Here is a 19,322-nt window from a genome sequence, read left to right on the forward strand (position 1 = left end):
TATCGAGCCGCAAACCGACTGCCATTTTCACATCATATAAGGTAGATAGCACCCAAGCCGACGTCGCCGGAAGTGCCTTGCCAACTATTCCGTCCGGCGTTCCGGCAATGCGGTATCGGAAATGCGAATGCAACCTGTCTCATTCCTGCGGTTCTTGCTCGTCGGTGCGGCGCTCCTTGCGGGTGCGCCTGCGCTTGCCAATCCGTCCATGCTCTTCGACCTGCAAAGCGGCCGCGTCATCCATCATCAGGAAGCGTTCCAGCGCTGGTATCCCGCCTCGCTGACCAAGTTGATGACCGCCTATGTCACGTTCCGCGCCATCGAAGCGGGGGAACTCACGCTCGATTCGCCCATCCGCGTGTCGAAAAAAGCTGCTTCGCAGATACCCGCGAAAATGGGGTATCAGCCGGGTTCGGTCATCAAGCTCGACAATGCGCTGAAGATGATGCTTGTCCGCTCGACCAATGATATCGCCATGGCAATTGGCGAAAACGTTGGTGGCACGCAGGAACTCTTTGCGCAGCGCATGAACAATGAGGCCGTGCGGCTCGGCATGACCGACACGCATTATGTGAACCCGAACGGGCTTTTCGCGCCCGACCAGTTCACGACGGCGCGGGATCAGGCCCTGCTTGTCTCGGCGTTGCGCCGTGATTTCCCGCAATACAGCCATTATTACAGGATCGAGGGCCTGCGCGCGGGCAAGCGCGCGCTGACCAACTACAACCTGCTCATCGGGCGTTACAACGGCGCGGACGGAATGAAGACAGGCTTCGTCTGCGAATCCGGGTTCAACCTGATTGGGTCTGCGACGCGCGACGGGCGCACACTGGTCGCCATCGTGCTCGGCTCGAAGGATGCGCAAAGCCGCGCGATGGATGCGGCGGCCATGCTGGATGCTGGCTTCGCCAATCCGAACGCCGGATCGCAGACGGTCTCGACATTGCCTTTCTATGGAGACGCGACGCGTGAACCCGCTAACCAGCGCCCGATCATCTGCCCGACGCAGGTCAAGGGCAAGAAGCAGGACCAGCCGAGCGAGGAGGCGCAGGAAAAGCCGGAATCGCCCTTCAAGAAGAAGCTCGACCATGCGCCCCGGCTTGTGGAAGTCGGGCTTGGCGGTGCAACCGGCCCCGTACCGCTCGCCCGGCGCGGCCAGAGCGACGAGGATGTTGCGGACGTGCCGATCCCATCTTGGCGGCCTGACCTGCCCGCGCCCACCGGCTTCTCCGCGCCTGTGCAGGGCGACGCCGGATCGGCGGGAGAGCTTCGCAAATGAGCAGCGATCCCATTTCGGTATCGGTGCTGACCGGGTTTCTGGGCGCGGGGAAAACAACCGTGCTGAACCGGCTGCTCAAGGAACCTGCGATGGCCGATACGGCGGTCATCATCAATGAGTTCGGGGACGTCACGATCGACCACCTTTTGGTCGAGCAGGCTTCGGACGGCGTCATTCAACTGGCCGATGGCTGCCTGTGCTGCACCGTGCGCGGCGAACTCGTCGATACGCTGGCCGATATTGTCGATCGCGTGCAGACGGGCCGGACGGGCAGGCTGCGGCGCGTCGTCATCGAGACCACCGGGCTTGCCGATCCGGTGCCTGTGCTGCAATCGCTGATGGCCCATCCGGCGCTGGTCGAGGCTTACCGGCTGGACGGCGTGGTCACGCTGGTCGATGCGGTCAACGGCGCCGCCACGCTCGATGCGCATCCCGAGGCAGTCAAGCAGGTGGCGGTTGCGGATCGCCTTCTCATCAGCAAGGAAGACCTCGCCGATGAAAGCGATCTATCCGAGCTGCGGGAACGCCTGCGAAAGCTCAATCCCGGCGCGGCGCTCTATTCCGCGCGCGCGGAACAGCTTGCGCCGATCGTGACATCCTGCGGGCTCTACGATCCCGCGACCAAGACCGCCGATGTGAACCGCTGGCTCGGCGAAACGCATGATCACCACGACCATCATCATCACGATCATCACCACCATCACGGTTCGGCGCATGACGAACGCATATCGTCGCTCTCGCTACGCCATGACGGGCCGTTGCCGTTCAGCGCGCTGGAGACCTTTCTCGATCTTCTGCGCAATGTGCATGGCGACAAGCTGCTTCGCCTGAAAGGCATTGCTGAGGTGCAGGAACGACCGGACAGGCCGCTGGTGCTGCATGCCGTCCAGAAGACATTTCATCCGCCCGCATGGCTGCCAGCCTGGTCCGACGAAACACGCGGCACGCGCCTCGTTGTCATCGGCTTCGACCTCAACGCCGACCATGTGCGGCGGCTGTTTGCCGCGGTCACCAACCAGCCGGGCGTCGATCAGCCGGATCGCGCGGCGATGGAAGACAATCCGCTGGCAATTGCGGGCAGGTAATCACGTCGCGGTAAGGGAGCCGCGCTCGATGAGGAAGCGATGGCCGTCCGGCAGCGCTTCGGTATCAACCAGCCTGTGTCCGGTATCGCGGCAGAAGGCCGGGATGTCGATGACCGCCAGCGGGTCGGTCGTCTCGACCCACAAAAGCGCTCCGGCCTGCATGTCGGCCAGCCGCCGCCGCGCTTTCAGCACGGGCAGGGGACAGTTCAATCCCTTGAGATCATAGACCGGCGTATCGTCCATCCGGCTTTGCGTCAGCCGCCGAACAGCTTGCCCAGCCGCTTGCGCACATTTCCGATCACGCCGGAGCCCTCCTCGGCGGGTGCTACTGCCATCGCCTCGCTTTGCGCCGGCTGGTCGGCGGTCGGTGTCGCGGGGGCGGGCGCTATGGCGGAGGTCGCCTCCGGCGCCTGCACGGCGTTGCCGGCGGTTGCTTCGGCCTGCGCCTCGGCCATCGCTCTTGCGGCTTCTTCCTGCTGTTTGGCGGCTGCGATCTGCGCGGCCTTTTCTTCTTCGGCGCGCCGGGCGGCGGCAAGCTGGGCGTCCGCCTCGCGCTTCTTTTCGGCCTGCTCGGCCTCCTGTGCGGCCAACTTGCGCCCGGCCTCGTTGTTGGCGCGGCCCATCTGGGAGGTCACGACGAGGTTGCCGTTGGCGTCCAGCGAGGGCGGGTCCATCGTGATGCGCTCGCCGCGGGCGCGACGCTTGGTCCAGTCCTTGACCAGATTGGCTTCCTCGATGCCGTTGATGGAATCCTTCGGCGGCGCGCCCTTGCCGATCGCTGCGGCGAAGGCGGCTTCATATTTCTGCTGGTACGACTGGTAGGCAACGCCCATGGCGTCGGACATGGCCGGGGTCGGGCATGCGCCGGTCGGCGAAATCTTCGTTCCGAGCGGTGCGTTCATGTTGAAGACATAGCGCTTTTCGCAGACATCCACCTTGGGCGGCACCTTGGTGATCTCGAATGCGTCGTAGCCTTCCTTGAGATTCTTCCAGAACTCGAAATTCGAGTCCTTGCGGTACCGGGCCATGTTGGCGGCGGTCATGCGGAACGGATAGGCTTGTATCTGGAATTCCTGCTGCCCGCCTTTGAAAGACTCGCGCGCAATGGCGTAGATTTCCTCGATCTGCCCGTCCGTCATCGAATAGCAGCCGGAGGACGAGCACGCCCCGTGCACCATCAGGTTCGAGCCCGTGCGGCCATGGGCCGTATCGAAGGCGTTCGGATATCCGATATTGAACGACAGATGATATTGCGAATTGGGATTCATCTGGCCGGGACGGACCGTGTAGAAGCCCTCCGGCGCCTGGCGGTCGCCCTCGGTGAATTTCGGGCCAAGCTGGCCGGAATATTTGCAGATGTCATAGGTCGCGAGCAGACCGTATCGGCCATTGCCCTTCTGCTTCCAGATCTCGACCTTGGCTTCTTCCTTGAAGACGCGCGCAACGACAGGGGAGCCGATCGGCATGCCCTGCTTCTTCATCTCAGCAAGGGTTTTGGAAGAGATGTGCGGCTGGCCGCGAGAGGCCATACCCGATATGGACTTTTCATTGCAGCCGGCGGCGAGCAACAGGGTCGCCACCAATGCACCGGCCTTGATCAGTTTCGCTGCCATCGTATCGTTCGATCTTTTGTCCCCGCGCTGCCTGTCCGGCACCGCGCATTTCCCGTGACGCTAAACCCGTTAACCTTGAGAACTGGTTACCGTTACCCCGAAAGCCACCATGCCTTCACTTGCCCACGGACACGGCGATTTTGTGGCACCTTTGAGGCCTAGAGGTGCCTGCCCATGGCCAGGAACTTCTCGCGGCGCTGCTCGCGGAAGTCGGCATTCGACGAACTCAACTCCTTGAACGCCTTGTCGATCTGCTTTCCTGTATCCTTGATGATCTTTTCGCGGCCCCTGTGCGCGCCGCCCAGCGGCTCGGGAATGATGCCATCGATGATCTTGAGGTCAAGCAGGTCGCGCGCGGTGATCCGCATGTTCGTGGCCGCGTCCTTCGAGCGCGTCGTGTCGCGCCACAGGATCGAGGCCGCGCCCTCCGGGGAGATCACCGAATAGATGGCGTGCTCCAGCATGTAGACGCGATTCGCGGTCGCGATGGCGATTGCGCCGCCCGAGCCGCCTTCGCCGAGCACCACCGACACGGACGGCACTTTCAGCCCAAGGCAGGCGGAGGTGGAGCGCGCAATGGCCTCGGCCTGCCCGCGCTCCTCCGCCCCGACGCCGGGATAGGCGCCAGCCGTATCGACCAGCGTGACCAGCGGAATGCCGAAGCGGTCGGCCATTTCCATGATGCGAACGGCCTTGCGATAGCCTTCCGGCCGCACCGATCCGAAATTATGCTTGAGGCGGGTTTTGGTGTCGGAGCCTTTTTCCTGCCCGAGGACCGCGATGGGCTGCCCGTGGAAGCGCCCGAAGCCGCCGACGATGGCCGCATCCTCGCCGAACACCCGGTCGCCCGCCAGCGGCGTGAAATCGGTAAACAGGCTTGCGACGTAGTCCACGCAGTGCGGACGGTCGGGATGGCGCGCCACCTGAACCTTCTGCCAGGGCGTCAGCGAACGGTAGACATCCTGCAACGCTTCCTGCGAGCGCTTTTCAAGACGCGCGATTTCGTCGCCGACATCGACGGCCTCGCCGCTTTCGGCGAGTTTTTTCAGCTCGATGATCTTGCCTTCGAGGTCGGCGACCGGCTTTTCGAAGTCGAGATAATTATACATGCCTGCGCGAACCCATGAATTCTCGGCGATCTACTGCGGTGTGCCGCGAAAGAGCCGGGGCAACGAAATTCAGCCTGACATAGCGTCAGCCCGCCTCATCGGCAAGCGGATGATGATCCTGAACGAGCCTGACCAGCCTCTCTTCAAGAACATGCGTGTAGATCTGCGTGGTCGAAATGTCGGAATGGCCGAGCAGTTGCTGGACGGCGCGCAGGTCCGCGCCGTTCTGGAGCAGATGGCTTGCGAAGGCGTGCCGCAGCACATGCGGCGATACCTTCGCCGAGGCGATGCCCACCCGTGCCGCGAGCGATTTGAGGTCGCGCGCGAAAACCTGCCTCGGCAGGTAACCGCTTTCGGAGCCTGCGGGAAACAGCCACGGGTTTTCGGCGAACGCGGCAATGTTTTTCCGAACCTCCAGCCAGGCGCGCATCGCCACGCGCGCCTTCGACGAAATCGGCACCATGCGTTCCTTGTTGCCCTTGCCGCGCACGATGAAAAAGCGGTCGTCGCGGGTTGCGACCCCGATCGGCAGCGCCACCAGTTCGGAGACCCGCAGGCCGGTCGCGTAAAGAACCTCCACCAGCGCATGCATGCGGATCGCGGCCAGTCTCGCACCGTCCGAAAGGTCGGTGTCGGCCGCTTCCTGCGCCGCGCGGTCGAGCAGGCGCGTCGTCTCCGCCTCGCTCATGGTTTTCGGCAGGGCGCGGTCGCGGCGGGGGCTGTCAAGCGTTCCGGTCGGGTCGTCCGCGCGCAACCCTTCCGCATAGAGGAACTTGAAGAACTGGCGCAGCGAAGACAATTTGCGCGCCTGCGACGATGTCGCGAAATCTCGGTCCGCGATCTCGTTCAGATAGTCACGGAGCTGCTCGGTGGATGCTTCGGCCAGCCGTCCTCCCACATGCTCCGCGGCGTCTTCCAGGTCGCGTCGGTAGGATTGCAACGTGTTTTCCGCAGCCCCGCGCTCGGCGCTCATCATCTCAAGGAATGCGTCGATGCGCGCGCTGCTCATGGCGCGGTCGCCGGTTGGCCCGCGGGCGGCAGGTCGAGGGGCACGCGGTCGCTGATTTCCACCTGGTTCGGCGTCACGAATTCGGCAAGCGCGAACATCGCCGCATAGGCAAGCCCGACAAGTATGGCGATGACGGTGAGAAACCGGAATAGGGACGGCATGGTGGACGAATCGGCCTGTTTCGCTGAGCGCAGCCCTTATCGGTTGATGCCAAGGCCATTTCAAGACGCGCCCGCAGCTTGACGAGCCATTCGTTTCGTGCCGAAAGCATCTGCATGACGACAGACGGCAATGAAACGGCGGAACAGATCAATGCGCGGCTGAACGGGCGCTCGATCGTGTTCGTGGGGCTGATGGGTGCGGGCAAGACCGCCATCGGGCGCAAGGTCGCGCTAGGCATCGGGTTGCCATTCGCCGACAGCGACCATGAGATCGAGCAGGCTTCCCGCATGACCGTGCCCGAGCTTTTCGAGCGCTATGGCGAACCCGAATTTCGCGCGCTGGAACAGCGCGTGATCCAGCGCCTGCTCGAAGACGGGCCGCGCGTGCTTTCGACCGGGGGCGGCGCTTTCATGAACGCGCAGACGCGGGACGTGATCCGCGCAAGGGCGATTTCGGTCTGGCTCAAGGCGGATATCGACCTGCTGATGGATCGTGTTTCCAAAAAGCAGAACAGGCCGCTGCTGAAGGATCCGAACCCGCGCGGTGTCATGGAACGGCTGATGGCCGAGCGCTATCCGGTCTATCAGACGGCGGACATCACGGTCGTCACGCGCGATGCGGGCAAGGACGTGATCGCAGCCGAAGTGGTGGCCGCCATTGCCGCCCATCTTGTCGGCGAATGCGGGAGTGCGCGTGCAAATGTCTGAACCGGTGACGATTGAAGTCGGGCTTGGCGCGCGTGCCTATTCCATCCGCATCGGCGCGGGGCTGGTCGGGCGCGCCGGCGCGGAAATCGCCGCGCTCAGGCCCAATGCGCGCGCCGCTGTCGTGACCGACGAGAATGTCGCCTCATACCATTTGCAGGCGCTTACCGAAAGCCTCGCATCCGCCTCCATCGCCGCCACGCCCATCGTGCTTCCGGCGGGAGAAAAGACGAAGAGCTATTCCATGCTCGAACGCGTGGTCGAGGGTTTGATCGCCGCGAAGCTTGAGCGCAACGATCTTGTCGTCGCCTTCGGCGGCGGCGTCATCGGCGACCTTGCCGGTTTCGCGGCAGGCATTGCGCGGCGCGGCATGCCCTTCGTGCAGATGCCCACCTCGCTGCTGGCACAGGTCGATTCGTCGGTCGGCGGCAAGACGGGCATCAACAGCCCGCAGGGCAAGAACCTTGTCGGCCTGTTCAACCAGCCGAAACTCGTGCTGGCCGACACCGATGTGCTGAACACGCTGTCCGCGCGCGAATTCCGGGCAGGCTATGCCGAGGTCGCCAAATACGGGCTGATCGACCGGCCCGATTTCTTTGCCTGGCTGGAGAACAACTGGCGCGACGTGTTCGCGGGCGGGGCTGCCCGCACCGAGGCGATCGCCCAGTCCTGCCGGGCCAAGGCCGATGTCGTGGCGCGCGACGAGTTCGAGACCGGCGATCGCGCCCTGCTCAATCTCGGCCACACCTTCGGTCATGCGCTCGAGGCCGCGACGGCCTATGATTCCGCGCGGCTGGTGCATGGCGAGGGCGTCGCCATCGGCATGGCGCTGGCGCATCGCTTCTCGGCGCGGATGAACCTTGCAAGTCCCGACGATGCGGCCCGCGTCGAGGCGCATTTGCGGACTGTCGGCCTGCCCTGGCGCATGTCCGATATTCCGGGAGAATTGCCGGGTGCGGAAAAATTGCTCGACTACATCACGCAGGACAAGAAGGTGTCGCGCGGCGCGCTGACGTTCATTCTCACGCGGGGCATCGGGCAGTCTTTCATCGCCAAGGACGTGCCCCAATCCGAGGTCCTGTCCTTCCTGAAGGAGAACCTTTCGCAATGACGCCGCTCGGCGCAGCCGGTCTTACGCTTCTGGTCGTCTTGGCGCTTGCCGCGATCCTGGGGCGACCGCTGCTCTCCGCGCTCGGGTTCCGCCTGATCCGCCGCCGCAAGCGCAAACCTTCGGAGGCCGGTCCGCTCCAGCATTCCGCGCCGGCGGAGGAATCGCAGGAGGACGACGCCAGGGGCCCCGCGCCACGCGACGGGCTGGCCCAGCTTTCCGAACTCGAAGTGTCCGACGTGATGGTGCACCGTCTCAACATGCGCTCGATCAACGCCGCCGATCCACCCGAGCAGATCGTGCGCGCACTGCTCAACAGTCCGCACACGCGGATGCCGCTGTGGGAAGGTTCGCTCGACAATATTGTCGGGGTCCTGCACGCCAAGGACGTGCTGCGCGCGCTGAACGATGCGGGCAACGATTTTTCCAAGCTGGACATCATGGCAGTCGCGATGAAGCCGTGGTTCGTGCCGGACACCACCTCGCTTGAGGAGCAGCTTGCCGCATTCCTGCGGCGCAAGTCTCATTTCGCCATCGTCGTCGACGAATATGGCGAGGTCGAAGGGCTGGTCACGCTTGAGGACATCATGGAGGAAATCGTCGGCGACATTGCCGACGAGCACGATCTCGACGTGCAGGGCGTCAAGCAGGAGGCGGACGGTTCCATCGTGGTCGACGGCGCGGTGCCCATCCGCGATCTCAACCGTGCGCTCGGCTGGACGCTTCCGGACGACGAGGCCACGACCATTGCCGGGCTGGTCATCCATGAGGCGCAATCCATTCCCGACGAAAAGCAGGCGTTCACTTTTCACGGCAAGCGGTTCGTCGTCATGCGCAGGCAGAAGAACCGCATCACGCGCATCCGCATCCGCGACATCGGCAGCGTGGCGGCGAGCGCCTGACCGGTCATTCAGGGAACGTCAAGGATTGCGCGGCATAACTCTGCCCATGGCAAAGATACTTATTGTTGAAGACGATGACTCCGTGCGCGCAATGACCTCGCGCGCGTTGAAGAACATCGGGCACACCATCGAAGAGGCGACGGACGGCGCTGAGGGGCTGGACCGCATTCACGCCTGCTCGGCGGACTACGATCTCGTCGTTTCCGATATCCGCATGCCGGAAATGGATGGCATTGCAATGGCCAAGGAAGCCGCGCGCGCCTATCCGGGCCTCAAGATCATGCTGGTCACGGGCTATGCCGACCAACGGGAGCGCGCCGATGAATTGAGCGGCATCATTCAGGACGTGCTGCTCAAGCCGTTTGCGCTTGCGGATTTCCGTTCGCGGGTTTCCAGGTTGCTGGCGGCCTGATCCGCCCCAGGTCATGAACTCATAAATCCGATTGAAATGGTGTGAGGCCATCGGTTCGGATACGCGAAGGCAAGACGCAGGAAATGTGGTGCATTTTCAAGTCTTTCCGACAAAGTAGCCGGGCCGATGGGCCACATCCGAAGGACACCGAAACGGCGGCAAGCTGCCGCGTCGAACCGCTCGAACGATGGAACCCCATCGCCCTTCGCGCTTCTCCTCGCAGCTTCTTGCCGTTTCAGGTGCCATTTCAACCGCATTTATGAGTCCATGACCTAGCGCATTTCCAGCAAGCGTTCGAGGTAGCTGCGCTCCAGTTCCGGGCTGAGCGCATTGCCGAGCCTCTTGCGGATGGCTTCGAGGATCTGGCGGGCGCGCTGCGCGTCGATTTCGTCGGGCACGCGCGTCGTGTCGCCATCGTCCGGCCCGCGCGTGGCGCGCGGCCTGCCAAGCGGGTCGCGGTCCGAGCTTTGCTGGCGGGTGCCTTGCTGGCCTTCGCCCTGATCGCCCTGCATCGCCTGCTGCATCTGTTGCATCATGTCCTGCGCGCCGCGCCGCAGCGCTTCGAGCGCCTGTCCCTGATGGCCGGTCGCGCGTTCCCCTTCGCTCTGGCCAAGCGCGCCCTGCGCCTCGCCCATCTGCTTGCCCGCCTCGCCAAAGCCCTCGCCGGGCTTGATGCCCATGCCCTTCAGGTCTTCCATGAGTTGATCGAGTTCGCGCTGCAAGCCGCCCTGGCCCTCCTGCAACTGCTTCATGGCATCGGCAAATTCCTCCGGCGTCATCGGGCGCTGGCCGTTTTCGCCCTGCTCCCCGGGCTCGCCCTGTTCTGATTGCTGCTGCTGGTCGAGCCGGTGCGTCTCGTTCATCATTTCCTGCTGGCGGCGCATGATTTCGCCGAGCTTGTTCATCTGCTGGCGCATTTCGCTCTGCTGGCCGTTTTCGCCCTGCTGCGGGCGGGCCGCCTGCAGATTGTTCATCAGGTTTTCGAGTTGCGCGAGCAGTTCCTCGGCGGCGTCGCGATTGCCGGATTTCGCCTGCTTCTCGATCTCGTCCAGCATCTTCTGGAGGTCTTTTTCGCTCAATGTGCGGTCGTTCGGCTGCTGCGCCTGCTGGTTCGGCGCGCGCTGCGCGCGTTCGGCGAACTCGCGCAGATACTGGTTCATCGCCTCGCGCAGCTCTTTCATGAGCTTGTCGATTTCCTGATCGCTCGCGCCGCGCTGAAGCGCCTGCTTCAATGCCTCGCGGGCCTGCTTGAGACGCTTTTCCGCGTCGCTCAACTCGCCATCCTCGATGCCGAGCGCCAGTTCCCAGAAATAATCGGACGCAGCGCGAAGCTGGTTGTCGTCGCCCGCCTTGTCGAGCATCGCGCGCCCGAACGACAGGCCGAGGAATTGCGCCAGCACGTCGAAAGTGTCCTCCGGTCGCAAGGTGATCGCGTCGATAAGATCGAGCGCGTCCTTCTTCCGGTTCGTGTCGAGGGAGAAAATCCTGCGCTGCTCGATCACCGACCTGGCGAGCAGATTTGTAAAGGGTCGCTCCGGCAGGATGAATTCCTTCGTCTCGCTCAATGCCGTCTGGCCTGCCGCATCGGTCGCCTGCAAGGTGAGGCGCACCTTCGATCCGGCCCAGACGTGCTCGGTCAGGTCCTTAGTCACCTTCGCGGTCGGCGGCGTCGCGCCCCGGCGCGGGATGGTCAGCTTCAGTTCGGGCGGGCCATAGAGCGGTTTCGCTTGCGGTCCTGCAGGTTCCGCCAGCTCGAACTTCGCCTCGGCGGCGGTCGCGCCGTAATCGTCCTTGATCTCGTAGCGCAGTTCTAGCGTGCCGTTGAGGGCCTGCGTCGGCTCTTCGGTGAAATGAATGATTGGCGGCGTATCCGGAATGACCGTGAAGGTCCATTGCGCGAGTTCCGCCGTTCCGTTGTGCAGAAGAGCGGAGCCGTTCTCGCGAACCTTCATCGAAAACTGCCGGTTGGCCGATCTCTCGGCGACGGGATCGATCGGTGCATCCGCTGCCTTCGCCTGCGGATCGATGATCCGTTCACCCGCAGGCGTCAGGTAGCCCAGCGTTTCCTCGCCGCTGCCACCCGTCACGCGCAACGCCAGTTCGCTGCCCGCAGGTACGGTGAATTCCCTGCTGTCGCGATGCGCCTCCGAGGTCAGGAAGATCGGTGCCTTGCCGGTATAGCCGGGCGGCGTGACCCAGGCATCGATGCGCGGCGGAACGGTTGCGACGCCCGCGCCGGGGCGGAACGCGTCGGTGATGCTGCCGCCGGAGGAGCCCAATGAAAAGGCGAATGCCGTCACGACCAACAGCGCCGCCACCGAACGAATCGCCCATGGATCGCGTTCGGGAACGCCGGTTCGCGGCGTATCGCCTCCGAGACCCCGCAGCTTTTCCGCCATGCGCTTCTGGTGCTCGCGCCACAGCGCTTCCGCGAATCCGTCCGGCGCGCCGCCGGGTCGTTCGGACTGAACCTGCACGGGCGTGTGCGCCAGCCTGTTTGCCGTTTCGACACGGCGGTCGACCTCAGCCGCATCCGGCAGCCTGAAATGCCGCAGCAGCGCCAGCGCGCCGAGCGCGCAAAGCACGAATATTCCAGCCAACGCCAGCCGCGCCGGTTCGGACAACCCGCGAAACAGCCCGAACCAGGATGCGCTGAGATAAAGCGCCACGACCAGCAGGAAGGGCAGCACCAGCGGCCACAGCCGCTCCACGATAATCGTCGCGCGAACGATCATGCGTGAGCCGCGCAGTGATTTCACGGTCTCGCCACTCGGTGCGGTATCGGTCGGCTCTTGCGTCATCGAGCATCCAGTGCGGCCCGGCATCGGCCCGCTGTCCGGACGAACATAGCATCAATATGGGCGCTGGCGAGGCAGAATAGCGAAATCGTGAACGGGGCCGCGACGCTTCAATCCGGAATAGAAATTCGCTATGCGAGCCAATCCGGGATTGAATCCAGCCCGATCAACTGCTCGTAGGTCGGTCGTGCGCGCACGACATGGAAGCGGTCGCCGTCGACCAGCACTTCGGGCACGAGCAGGCGGGTGTTGTAGGTGCTGGCCTGGACCGCGCCATAGGCGCCCGCCGTTCCGATCGCGATCAGGTCGCCGGATTTCAGGAAGGGCAGGTCCCGGTCCTGCGCGAGGAAATCGCCGGTCTCGCAGACCGGCCCGACAATATCGGCCCGGATGCGCGGGCCGCTCGCCGCCGTCTGAACAACGGGGCGGATCTCGTGATAGGCTTCGTAGAGCGTGGGCCGGATGAGATCGTTCATCGCCGCATCGACGATCACGAAGTTCTTGGCGTCGCCTTCCTTCACATAAATCACTTCGGCGACGAGGATGCCCGCATTGCCTGCGATGAGCCGTCCCGGCTCGAAGATCACCTTAACGCCCAGCTCCGTCGTGTGCTTCATCACGATGCGCGCATATTCGTCGGGCAGGGGCGGGGGGCTGTTGTCGAACTGATAGGGCACGCCGAGGCCACCGCCGAGGTCGACATGCTCGATCTGGTGGCCATCCGCGCGCAGCGTGCCGACCAGTTCGGCCAGGAGCGCAAAGGCGTCGTCGAAAGGTTGCAGGTCGGTGATCTGGCTGCCGATATGCATGTCGATGCCGACGACCCTGATTCCCGGCAGCTTCCCGGCATGGGCATAGACCTGTCTTGCCTTCTGCCATGGAATACCGAACTTGTTCTCCGCCATGCCGGTTGCGATCTTGCGATGCGTTTTGGCATCCACGTCCGGGTTGATGCGCACCGAAACGGGCGCGGTGCGCCCGGCGGCCACCGCCCGCCTGGAAAGCAGGTCGAGTTCCGGCTCGGATTCGACGTTGAAGCAGTGGATGCCGGCCTCCAGCGCGAAATCCATCTCGCGGGCGGTCTTGCCGACGCCGGAAAACATGATCTTCGAAGCCGGAATCCCGGCGGAAAGCGCGCGGCGCAATTCGCCTTCGGACACCACGTCCGCGCCCGCGCCAAGCCGCGCCAGCGTGCGCAGCACCGCCTGGTTGGAATTGGCCTTCATGGCGTAGCACACCAGCGAATCCAGCCCCGCGAAGGCTTCGCTGAACACGCGGTAGTGGCGCGAAAGCGTCGCGGTGGAATAGCAGTAGAAAGGCGTGCCCACCTCAGCCGCGATCTGCGGCACAGGCACATCCTCGGCATGGAGGACGCCGTCACGATACTCGAAATGGTTCACTGGAATTGGTCCGGCTATAGAAGGGGGTCAAGAATGAACGGCCTGTCCTCGACCGGTTTCGGCTGTTCCGGCGGCAGGGGCTGCTTGTTGCGCTGGGCGTCTTTTCGGGCGTCGACGGACGCCTGATAGGGCGTGTCGAGCGCGGTCTTGCGCCCGCAGCCGGACAATGCCGCCACGGCGCCGATCAACGCAAGCGCTACCAACAATCTGCTGCCGCTCATATGCTTTTCCCAGTCCGATGCGCAGATGCTTCTAGCCGAATTATCTCCATCTTGCACGAGCTTATCCTTTTGCAAGTCGCTTGCGCCAGTAGCGGATTTGCTTGCGCACTTCAGATGGTGCGGTGCCGCCGAACGAAGTGCGGCTCCTGACGGAGTTCTGCACGGTGAGCACCGAGAACACATCCGGTGTGATGCCGTCGTGGATCGAGCGGAAATCGGCAATCGACAGCTTGTCGAGCGGCTTCTTCCTTGCCTCCGCCAGCGCCACGGCGCGGCCGGTCACATGGTGCGCCTCGCGGAAGGGAAGGCCGAGTTCGCGCACCAGCCAGTCGGCAAGGTCGGTCGCCGTCGCATAGCCGGAACCGGCGGCCTTCTTCATCTCGGCGACATTGACGGTCATGTCCTTCACCATGCCGGTCGCGGCGGCCAGCATCAGGTCCAGCGTTTCGGCGGCGTCGAACACCGCTTCCTTGTCCTCCTGCATGTCCTTGGAATAAGCGAGCGGCAGGCCCTTCATCACAGTCAGCAGGCCGATCAGATCGCCATTGATGCGGCCCGTCTTGGCGCGCACCAGTTCGGCGGCGTCGGGGTTCTTCTTCTGCGGCATGATCGACGATCCGGTTGAGTAGCCGTCCGACAGGCGCACGAAGCCGAATTGCGGCGTCGACCAGATGACGATTTCTTCCGCCAGCCGCGACAGGTGCGTCGCGCAGATCGCCGCCACCGACAGGAACTCCAGCGCGAAATCGCGGTCGCTCACGCTGTCCAGCGAGTTGCGCGTCGGCTCGCGGAAGCCGAGCGCTGCAGCCGTCATATGCCGGTCGATCGGAAAGCCGGTGCCGGCAAGGGCGGCGGCGCCCAGCGGGCTTTCGTTCATGTGTTCCGCCGCATCGGTCGCCCGCGACATGTCGCGCGAAAACATTTCCACATAGGCCATGCAGTGATGGCCGAAGGTCACGGGCTGCGCGGTCTGCAGATGGGTGAAGCCCGGCATCACCGTGGCGGCATGCTCTTCCGCGCGGTCGAGAAAGGCCGAGATCAAATCCTTGAGAGCCGCTGCCACGCGCAGCGTCTCGTCCTTGACCCACAGCCTGAAATCGACCGCCACCTGGTCGTTGCGCGAGCGCGCCGTGTGCAGCCTGCCCGCCGCCGCTCCTATCTTTTCCGCCAGCTTCGCCTCGACATTCATGTGAATGTCCTCGAGCTTCGTCGAAAACTCGAATGTGCCGGCTTCGATCTCGGCAAGGATTTCGCCCAGCCCCTGTTCGATCTTCTTCTGGTCGGCTGCCGAAATGATGCCTTTTTCGGCAAGCATTCGGGAATGGGCGACGGAGCCTTGAATGTCCTGCCGGTAAAGCTTGCGGTCGAAGCCGATGGAGGCGTTGATGGCTTCCATGATCGCGGCCGGACCTGAGGCGAAACGTCCGCCCCACATCTGGTTGCTGGTCTTCTTGTCGCTCATTGCTATAACCCGCTACGGAGAATTGACCGCATGTCCGATGACAAGCAGACCAGATTGTTTCCTTCACTGCGGCTGATCGCGCTCGCCGCGGTCGCCGGTCTGGCTGCCGGCGCGGTTGCCGTATATGTCACCGGCGGGCCGGAACGCAACATGCCAGCCGACGCGCCGCAAGCTGCCAGCACTGCGCCCGCGCCGCAAGACACCGCCTGCGCGGCTGCCGCCGACGAGGCGAAGACCGTGGCCGCCGCCGCAACGGGCGATGTCGCCGCCATGCTTCCCGCCGATCCGCCGCGCTCGCTCGCCTCGCTTTCGTTCAACGGGCCCGAGGGCAAGCCGATGACGCTCGGCGACTTTTCCGGCAGGACCGTTCTCATGAACCTGTGGGCCACGTGGTGTGCGCCGTGCCGCGCCGAAATGCCGGCGCTCGATGCGCTCCAGCGTGACAAGGGTAGCGAGAGGTTCGAGGTCGTCGCGGTCAATGTCGACACGGGCGACGATACAAAGCCGCGCAAATTTCTGGAAGAAACCGGCGTGCAGTCGCTGGCTTATTATCGAGAGAACACGCTGGCCCTTTTCGAGGACCTGAAGAAGCAGGGCCTCGCGCTCGGCCTTCCGGTCACACTGCTCATCGATCCGCGTGGATGTCTTGTCGCCAGCATGAACGGACCCGCCGAATGGTCCGGGCCGGACGCGCACAGGTTGATCGAAAAGGCGTTAGGCGGCTAACCTTCCCTTACGTCACTTTTCCTTGGAAAACTTGGATTTTGTTAGCTGTTTCACAAAACGGAAACAAATTTATTGTGCGACCGTCACAATCCGGGAATACTCGCCTTGGTTGTCGGGGCGGCCCAGCTTGATGATCGGCCTCCCTTCATCCCAACGAGATTAGGGAGTGATCGATGAAAGTTACAGGCTTTGCGGCCGGGTTTGCCGCTGCATTCACCATTTTCTCCACCACCTCCGCCTATGCCGTCACCGAAATAAGCTGGTGGCATGCGATGACCGGCGCAAACAACGAAGTCGTCGAGCAGCTTTCCAAGGAGTTCAACGAAAGCCAGGGCGACTACAAGGTCACCCCCGTGTTCAAGGGCACCTATCCCGAGACGCTCAATGCCGGCATCGCGGCCTTCCGCGCCAAGCAGGCTCCCAACATCATCCAGGTGTTCGACGCGGGCACCGGCACGATGATGGCGGCGGAAGGCGCGATCAAGCCGGTGGCGGACATCCTCTCCATGGGCGGCAAGCCGTTCGACAAGAGCCAGTACCTGCCGGGCATCGTCGCCTATTATTCGAAGCCGGACGGTACGATGCTGTCGTTTCCCTATAATTCGTCCTCGCCGATCCTCTACTACAACAAGGACATCTTCCAGAAGGCCGGGTTGGACGTCGACAACCCGCCGAAGACATGGGACGAGGTGTGGGATGCGGCGAAGAAGATCAAGTCCTCGGGTGCTGCTCCTTGCGGCTTCACCTCGACATGGCTCACCTGGATTCACACGGAAAATTATGCCGCGTGGAACAACTACCAGTGGGGCACGCAGGAAAACGGCATCGCCGGGCCGAACGTGGAACTGAAAATCAATTCCGAGCCATTCGTGAAGCACTTCCAGGCGCTGGCTGACCTCGCCAAGGACGGCACGTTCAAATATGGCGGCCGCACTTCCGAGGCGAAGCAGATCTTCCTTGCGGGCGAATGCGGCATCTTCACCGAATCGTCGGGCGGCCTTGGCGACATCGTGAAGTCGGGCATGAACTACGGAACCGGCATGCTGCCCTATGACACCGAGCCGCAGAACACGATCCCCGGCGGCGCGTCGCTCTGGGTGTTCGGCGGCAAGTCCGACGAAGAATACAAGGCGGTCGCCGCGTTCTTCAACTTCCTGTCGCAGACCGACATTCAGGCGCGCCTGCATCAGGTGTCGGGCTATCTGCCGGTGACGCTTGCCGCCTATGAAAAGACCAAGGCGGACGGCTTCTATGAAAAGAACCCCGCGCGCGAAATTCCGATCAAGCAGATGATGGGCAAGGCTCCAACGGAAAACTCCAAGGGCGTTCGCCTGCCGAACCTGCCGCAGGTGCGCGACATCATGAACGAGGAGTTCGAAAAGATGCTGGCTGGCCAGGAGACGACCCAGCAGGCGCTCGACAATGCTGTTGCGCGCGGCAACGCGGCAATCAAGGAAGCGACGCAGTAAAGCTGGCGTTGATCCCGCGCCTCACCCTCTCCCGTCTTGAAGGGAGAGGGTACCGGCAGGCTGGCGAGCGTCATTTCCATCCCGGTTAACGAGGTTTTCATTGACCCCACGCGTGGTCTTTCCGAACAAGGTGCTTCCCTACCTGCTGGTTGCTCCGCAACTGGCGATCACGCTGGTGTTTTTCTACTGGCCGGCCAGCCAGGCGCTTTACCAGTCGATGCTCAGGGAAGATCCCTTCGGCCTGAAATCGCAATTCGTCTGGTTCGACAATTTCAAGCGCGTTCTTTCAGACCCCAACTACATCAATTCCATTCACGTCACGGCGGTGTTTTCCATCTCGACCGCGCTGCTTTCCATGGTTGTCGCGCTTGTGCTTGCGGTGATGGCCGACAAGGTGGTGCGCAGCCGCAATCTCTATCGCACGCTGTTGATCTGGCCCTATGCGGTCGCGCCCGCCATTGCGGGCATGCTGTGGCTGTTCCTGTTCAATCCCTCCATCGGCTCGCTGGCCTATGGGCTGCGCTGGATGGGCATTGCATGGGACCCCCTGCTGAAAGGCGACCAGGCCATGGTGCTGGTGGTCATGGCGGCGGCGTGGAAGCAGATCAGCTACAATTTCCTGTTCTTCGTGGCTGGCCTGCAGGCCATTCCGAAAACCCTCATCGAGGCCGCGGCAATCGACGGCGCGCGCGAGTTCAAGCGATTCTGGACGATCGTGTTCCCGCTGCTGGCGCCGACTACCTTTTTCCTGCTGGTGGTGAACACGGTTTACGCCTTCTTCGACACGTTCGGCATCATCCACGCCGTCACCGGGGGCGGTCCCGGCAAGGCCACCGAGACGCTGGTCTACAAGGTCTACAATGACGGGTTCGTCAATCTGATCCTCGGCGATTCCGCCGCGCAATCGGTGATCCTGATGGCAATCGTCATCGCGCTCACGGCCATCCAGTTCCGCTATGTGGAGAGGAAGGTGCACTATGGCTGAGCCATCGAGTGGCGCCGACAAGCTGATGATCGGCCAGTCGCGGGCGGGCATCTATGTCGCGCATGCCGTGCTGATCGCCGGCATCGTCATCGTCGCCTTTCCGATTTACTACACATTTGTGGCGTCCACCCATTCGCTGCAAACGATCCTGCGTCCGCCGCTGCCGCTGCTGCCCGGCGACCGCTTCCTCGAAAATTATTCCGAGGCGCTGTTCGGTGGGGTGGGGCGCATCGGCGGTGTGCCGGTCTCGACCCTGTTGTTCAACACGACGGTGGTGGCGCTCGGCGTCGCGCTCGGCAAGATCGTCATCTCGATCCTGTCGGCCTACGCCATTGTGTTCTTCCGGTTTCCGCTGCGCATGACCTTCTTCTGGATCATCTTCATCACGCTGATGCTGCCCGTGGAGGTGCGCATCCTGCCGACCTACAAGGTGATGGTTGATCTCGGGCTGATCGACACATATGCCGGGCTCATCGTGCCGCTGATCGCGTCGGCCACGGCGACGCTTCTTTTCCGGCAGTTCTTCCTGACCATTCCGGGCGAGCTGGTCGAGGCCGCGCGGGTCGATGGGGCAGGGCCGTTCCGCTTCTTCAAGGACATCCTGCTGCCGCTCTCGCGCACGAATATAGCGGCGCTGTTCGTGATCCTGTTCATCTATGGCTGGACGCAATATCTGTGGCCGCTGCTTGTCACCAACGACAACCAGATGAACACAATCGTCATCGCGCTGAGGAAGATGGTGTCCTTCGCCGACGCCGACACCGAATGGCACCTCGTCATGGTGACGGCCATGCTGGCCATCGTCCCGCCGATCCTGGTGGTCGTGCTGATGCAGCGCTGGTTCGTGCGCGGCCTGGTCGAGACGGAAAAGTGAGTGT

At 63.1% G+C, this 19,322-nt stretch carries 19 protein-coding genes; 10 read left to right on the plus strand and 9 right to left on the minus strand.

Annotation, left to right across the window (positions count from 1 at the left end):
* Positions 1–127: 127 nt before the first annotated feature.
* Together M9924_10315 and M9924_10320 are read left to right on the plus strand one after the other, a co-directional pair.
* Positions 128–1,279, plus strand: a complete 1,152-nt coding sequence (locus tag M9924_10315) for a D-alanyl-D-alanine carboxypeptidase (GenBank protein ID MCO5064801.1) — start codon at positions 128–130, stop codon at positions 1,277–1,279.
* A complete protein-coding gene (locus M9924_10320; protein MCO5064802.1) occupies positions 1,276–2,364 on the plus strand; it encodes a GTP-binding protein in 1,089 nt (362 codons plus the stop codon). Before M9924_10315 ends, M9924_10320 begins: the two co-directional genes overlap by 4 nt.
* Here M9924_10320 and M9924_10325 read toward each other — a convergent pair whose 3' ends face one another.
* The 5 genes from M9924_10325 to M9924_10345 form a co-directional block, all read right to left on the minus strand.
* Positions 2,365–2,607: a sulfurtransferase TusA family protein gene (locus M9924_10325; GenBank protein ID MCO5064803.1), complete on the minus strand. Its 243-nt coding sequence runs from the start codon at positions 2,605–2,607 to the stop codon at positions 2,365–2,367.
* An 11-nt stretch (positions 2,608–2,618) separates the two neighbouring features.
* Positions 2,619–3,977, minus strand: coding sequence for a hypothetical protein (locus M9924_10330; protein MCO5064804.1), 1,359 nt, complete (start codon positions 3,975–3,977; stop codon positions 2,619–2,621).
* A 158-nt stretch (positions 3,978–4,135) separates the two neighbouring features.
* Positions 4,136–5,086 (minus strand): acetyl-CoA carboxylase carboxyltransferase subunit alpha, encoded by a 951-nt coding sequence (locus M9924_10335; GenBank protein ID MCO5064805.1) that lies wholly within the window; start codon positions 5,084–5,086, stop codon positions 4,136–4,138.
* Between the two features lie 85 nt (positions 5,087–5,171).
* Positions 5,172–6,095, minus strand: a complete 924-nt coding sequence (locus tag M9924_10340) for a site-specific tyrosine recombinase XerD (GenBank protein MCO5064806.1) — start codon at positions 6,093–6,095, stop codon at positions 5,172–5,174.
* A complete protein-coding gene (locus M9924_10345) occupies positions 6,092–6,256 on the minus strand; it encodes a histidine kinase (GenBank protein MCO5064807.1) in 165 nt (54 codons plus the stop codon). The genes M9924_10340 and M9924_10345 overlap by 4 nt, the downstream gene beginning before the upstream one ends.
* Positions 6,257–6,370: 114 nt before the next feature.
* Here M9924_10345 and M9924_10350 point away from each other — a divergent pair, with 114 nt between their 5' ends.
* Genes M9924_10350 through M9924_10365 form a run of 4 tightly spaced genes read left to right on the plus strand, consistent with a single transcriptional unit; the run spans position 6,371 to position 9,383 of the window.
* A complete protein-coding gene (locus M9924_10350) occupies positions 6,371–6,964 on the plus strand; it encodes a shikimate kinase (protein MCO5064808.1) in 594 nt (197 codons plus the stop codon).
* Positions 6,951–8,072 carry a 3-dehydroquinate synthase gene (gene aroB, locus M9924_10355; GenBank protein ID MCO5064809.1) on the plus strand — a complete coding sequence of 374 codons (1,122 nt, stop codon included), beginning with the start codon at positions 6,951–6,953 and terminating at the stop codon, positions 8,070–8,072. Before M9924_10350 ends, aroB begins: the two co-directional genes overlap by 14 nt.
* Positions 8,069–8,971 (plus strand): CBS domain-containing protein, encoded by a 903-nt coding sequence (locus tag M9924_10360; GenBank protein MCO5064810.1) that lies wholly within the window; start codon positions 8,069–8,071, stop codon positions 8,969–8,971. The genes aroB and M9924_10360 overlap by 4 nt, the downstream gene beginning before the upstream one ends.
* 46 nt (positions 8,972–9,017) lie before the next feature.
* On the plus strand, positions 9,018–9,383 hold the full coding sequence (locus M9924_10365) for a response regulator (GenBank protein ID MCO5064811.1): 366 nt from the start codon (positions 9,018–9,020) through the stop codon (positions 9,381–9,383).
* Between the two features lie 272 nt (positions 9,384–9,655).
* Here the strand turns inward: M9924_10365 and M9924_10370 are convergent, their stop codons facing one another.
* The 4 genes from M9924_10370 to argH form a co-directional block, all read right to left on the minus strand.
* Positions 9,656–12,184, minus strand: coding sequence for a TIGR02302 family protein (locus tag M9924_10370; protein ID MCO5064812.1), 2,529 nt, complete (start codon positions 12,182–12,184; stop codon positions 9,656–9,658).
* Positions 12,185–12,312: 128 nt separating this feature from the next.
* A complete protein-coding gene (gene lysA, locus M9924_10375) occupies positions 12,313–13,581 on the minus strand; it encodes a diaminopimelate decarboxylase (protein ID MCO5064813.1) in 1,269 nt (422 codons plus the stop codon).
* Between the two features lie 14 nt (positions 13,582–13,595).
* Positions 13,596–13,802 carry a lipoprotein gene (locus M9924_10380; GenBank protein ID MCO5064814.1) on the minus strand — a complete coding sequence of 69 codons (207 nt, stop codon included), beginning with the start codon at positions 13,800–13,802 and terminating at the stop codon, positions 13,596–13,598.
* Positions 13,803–13,863: 61 nt separating this feature from the next.
* A complete protein-coding gene (gene argH / locus M9924_10385; protein ID MCO5064815.1) occupies positions 13,864–15,264 on the minus strand; it encodes an argininosuccinate lyase in 1,401 nt (466 codons plus the stop codon).
* Between the two features lie 30 nt (positions 15,265–15,294).
* Here argH and M9924_10390 point away from each other — a divergent pair, with 30 nt between their 5' ends.
* The 4 genes from M9924_10390 (at position 15,295) to ugpE (ending at position 19,318) form a co-directional block, all read left to right on the plus strand.
* Positions 15,295–15,990 (plus strand): TlpA family protein disulfide reductase, encoded by a 696-nt coding sequence (locus tag M9924_10390; protein MCO5064816.1) that lies wholly within the window; start codon positions 15,295–15,297, stop codon positions 15,988–15,990.
* Positions 15,991–16,163: 173 nt separating this feature from the next.
* A complete protein-coding gene (gene ugpB, locus M9924_10395; protein MCO5064817.1) occupies positions 16,164–17,459 on the plus strand; it encodes a sn-glycerol-3-phosphate ABC transporter substrate-binding protein UgpB in 1,296 nt (431 codons plus the stop codon).
* A 100-nt stretch (positions 17,460–17,559) separates the two neighbouring features.
* Entirely contained in the window at positions 17,560–18,444 is an 885-nt protein-coding gene (ugpA, locus tag M9924_10400) for a sn-glycerol-3-phosphate ABC transporter permease UgpA (GenBank protein ID MCO5064818.1), read from the plus strand.
* Positions 18,445–18,469: 25 nt separating this feature from the next.
* A complete protein-coding gene (ugpE, locus tag M9924_10405) occupies positions 18,470–19,318 on the plus strand; it encodes a sn-glycerol-3-phosphate ABC transporter permease UgpE (GenBank protein ID MCO5064819.1) in 849 nt (282 codons plus the stop codon).
* Positions 19,319–19,322: the final 4 nt, after the last annotated feature.

This window comes from Rhizobiaceae bacterium, from assembly GCA_023953835.1.
GTDB lineage: Bacteria > Pseudomonadota > Alphaproteobacteria > Rhizobiales > Rhizobiaceae > Mesorhizobium_G.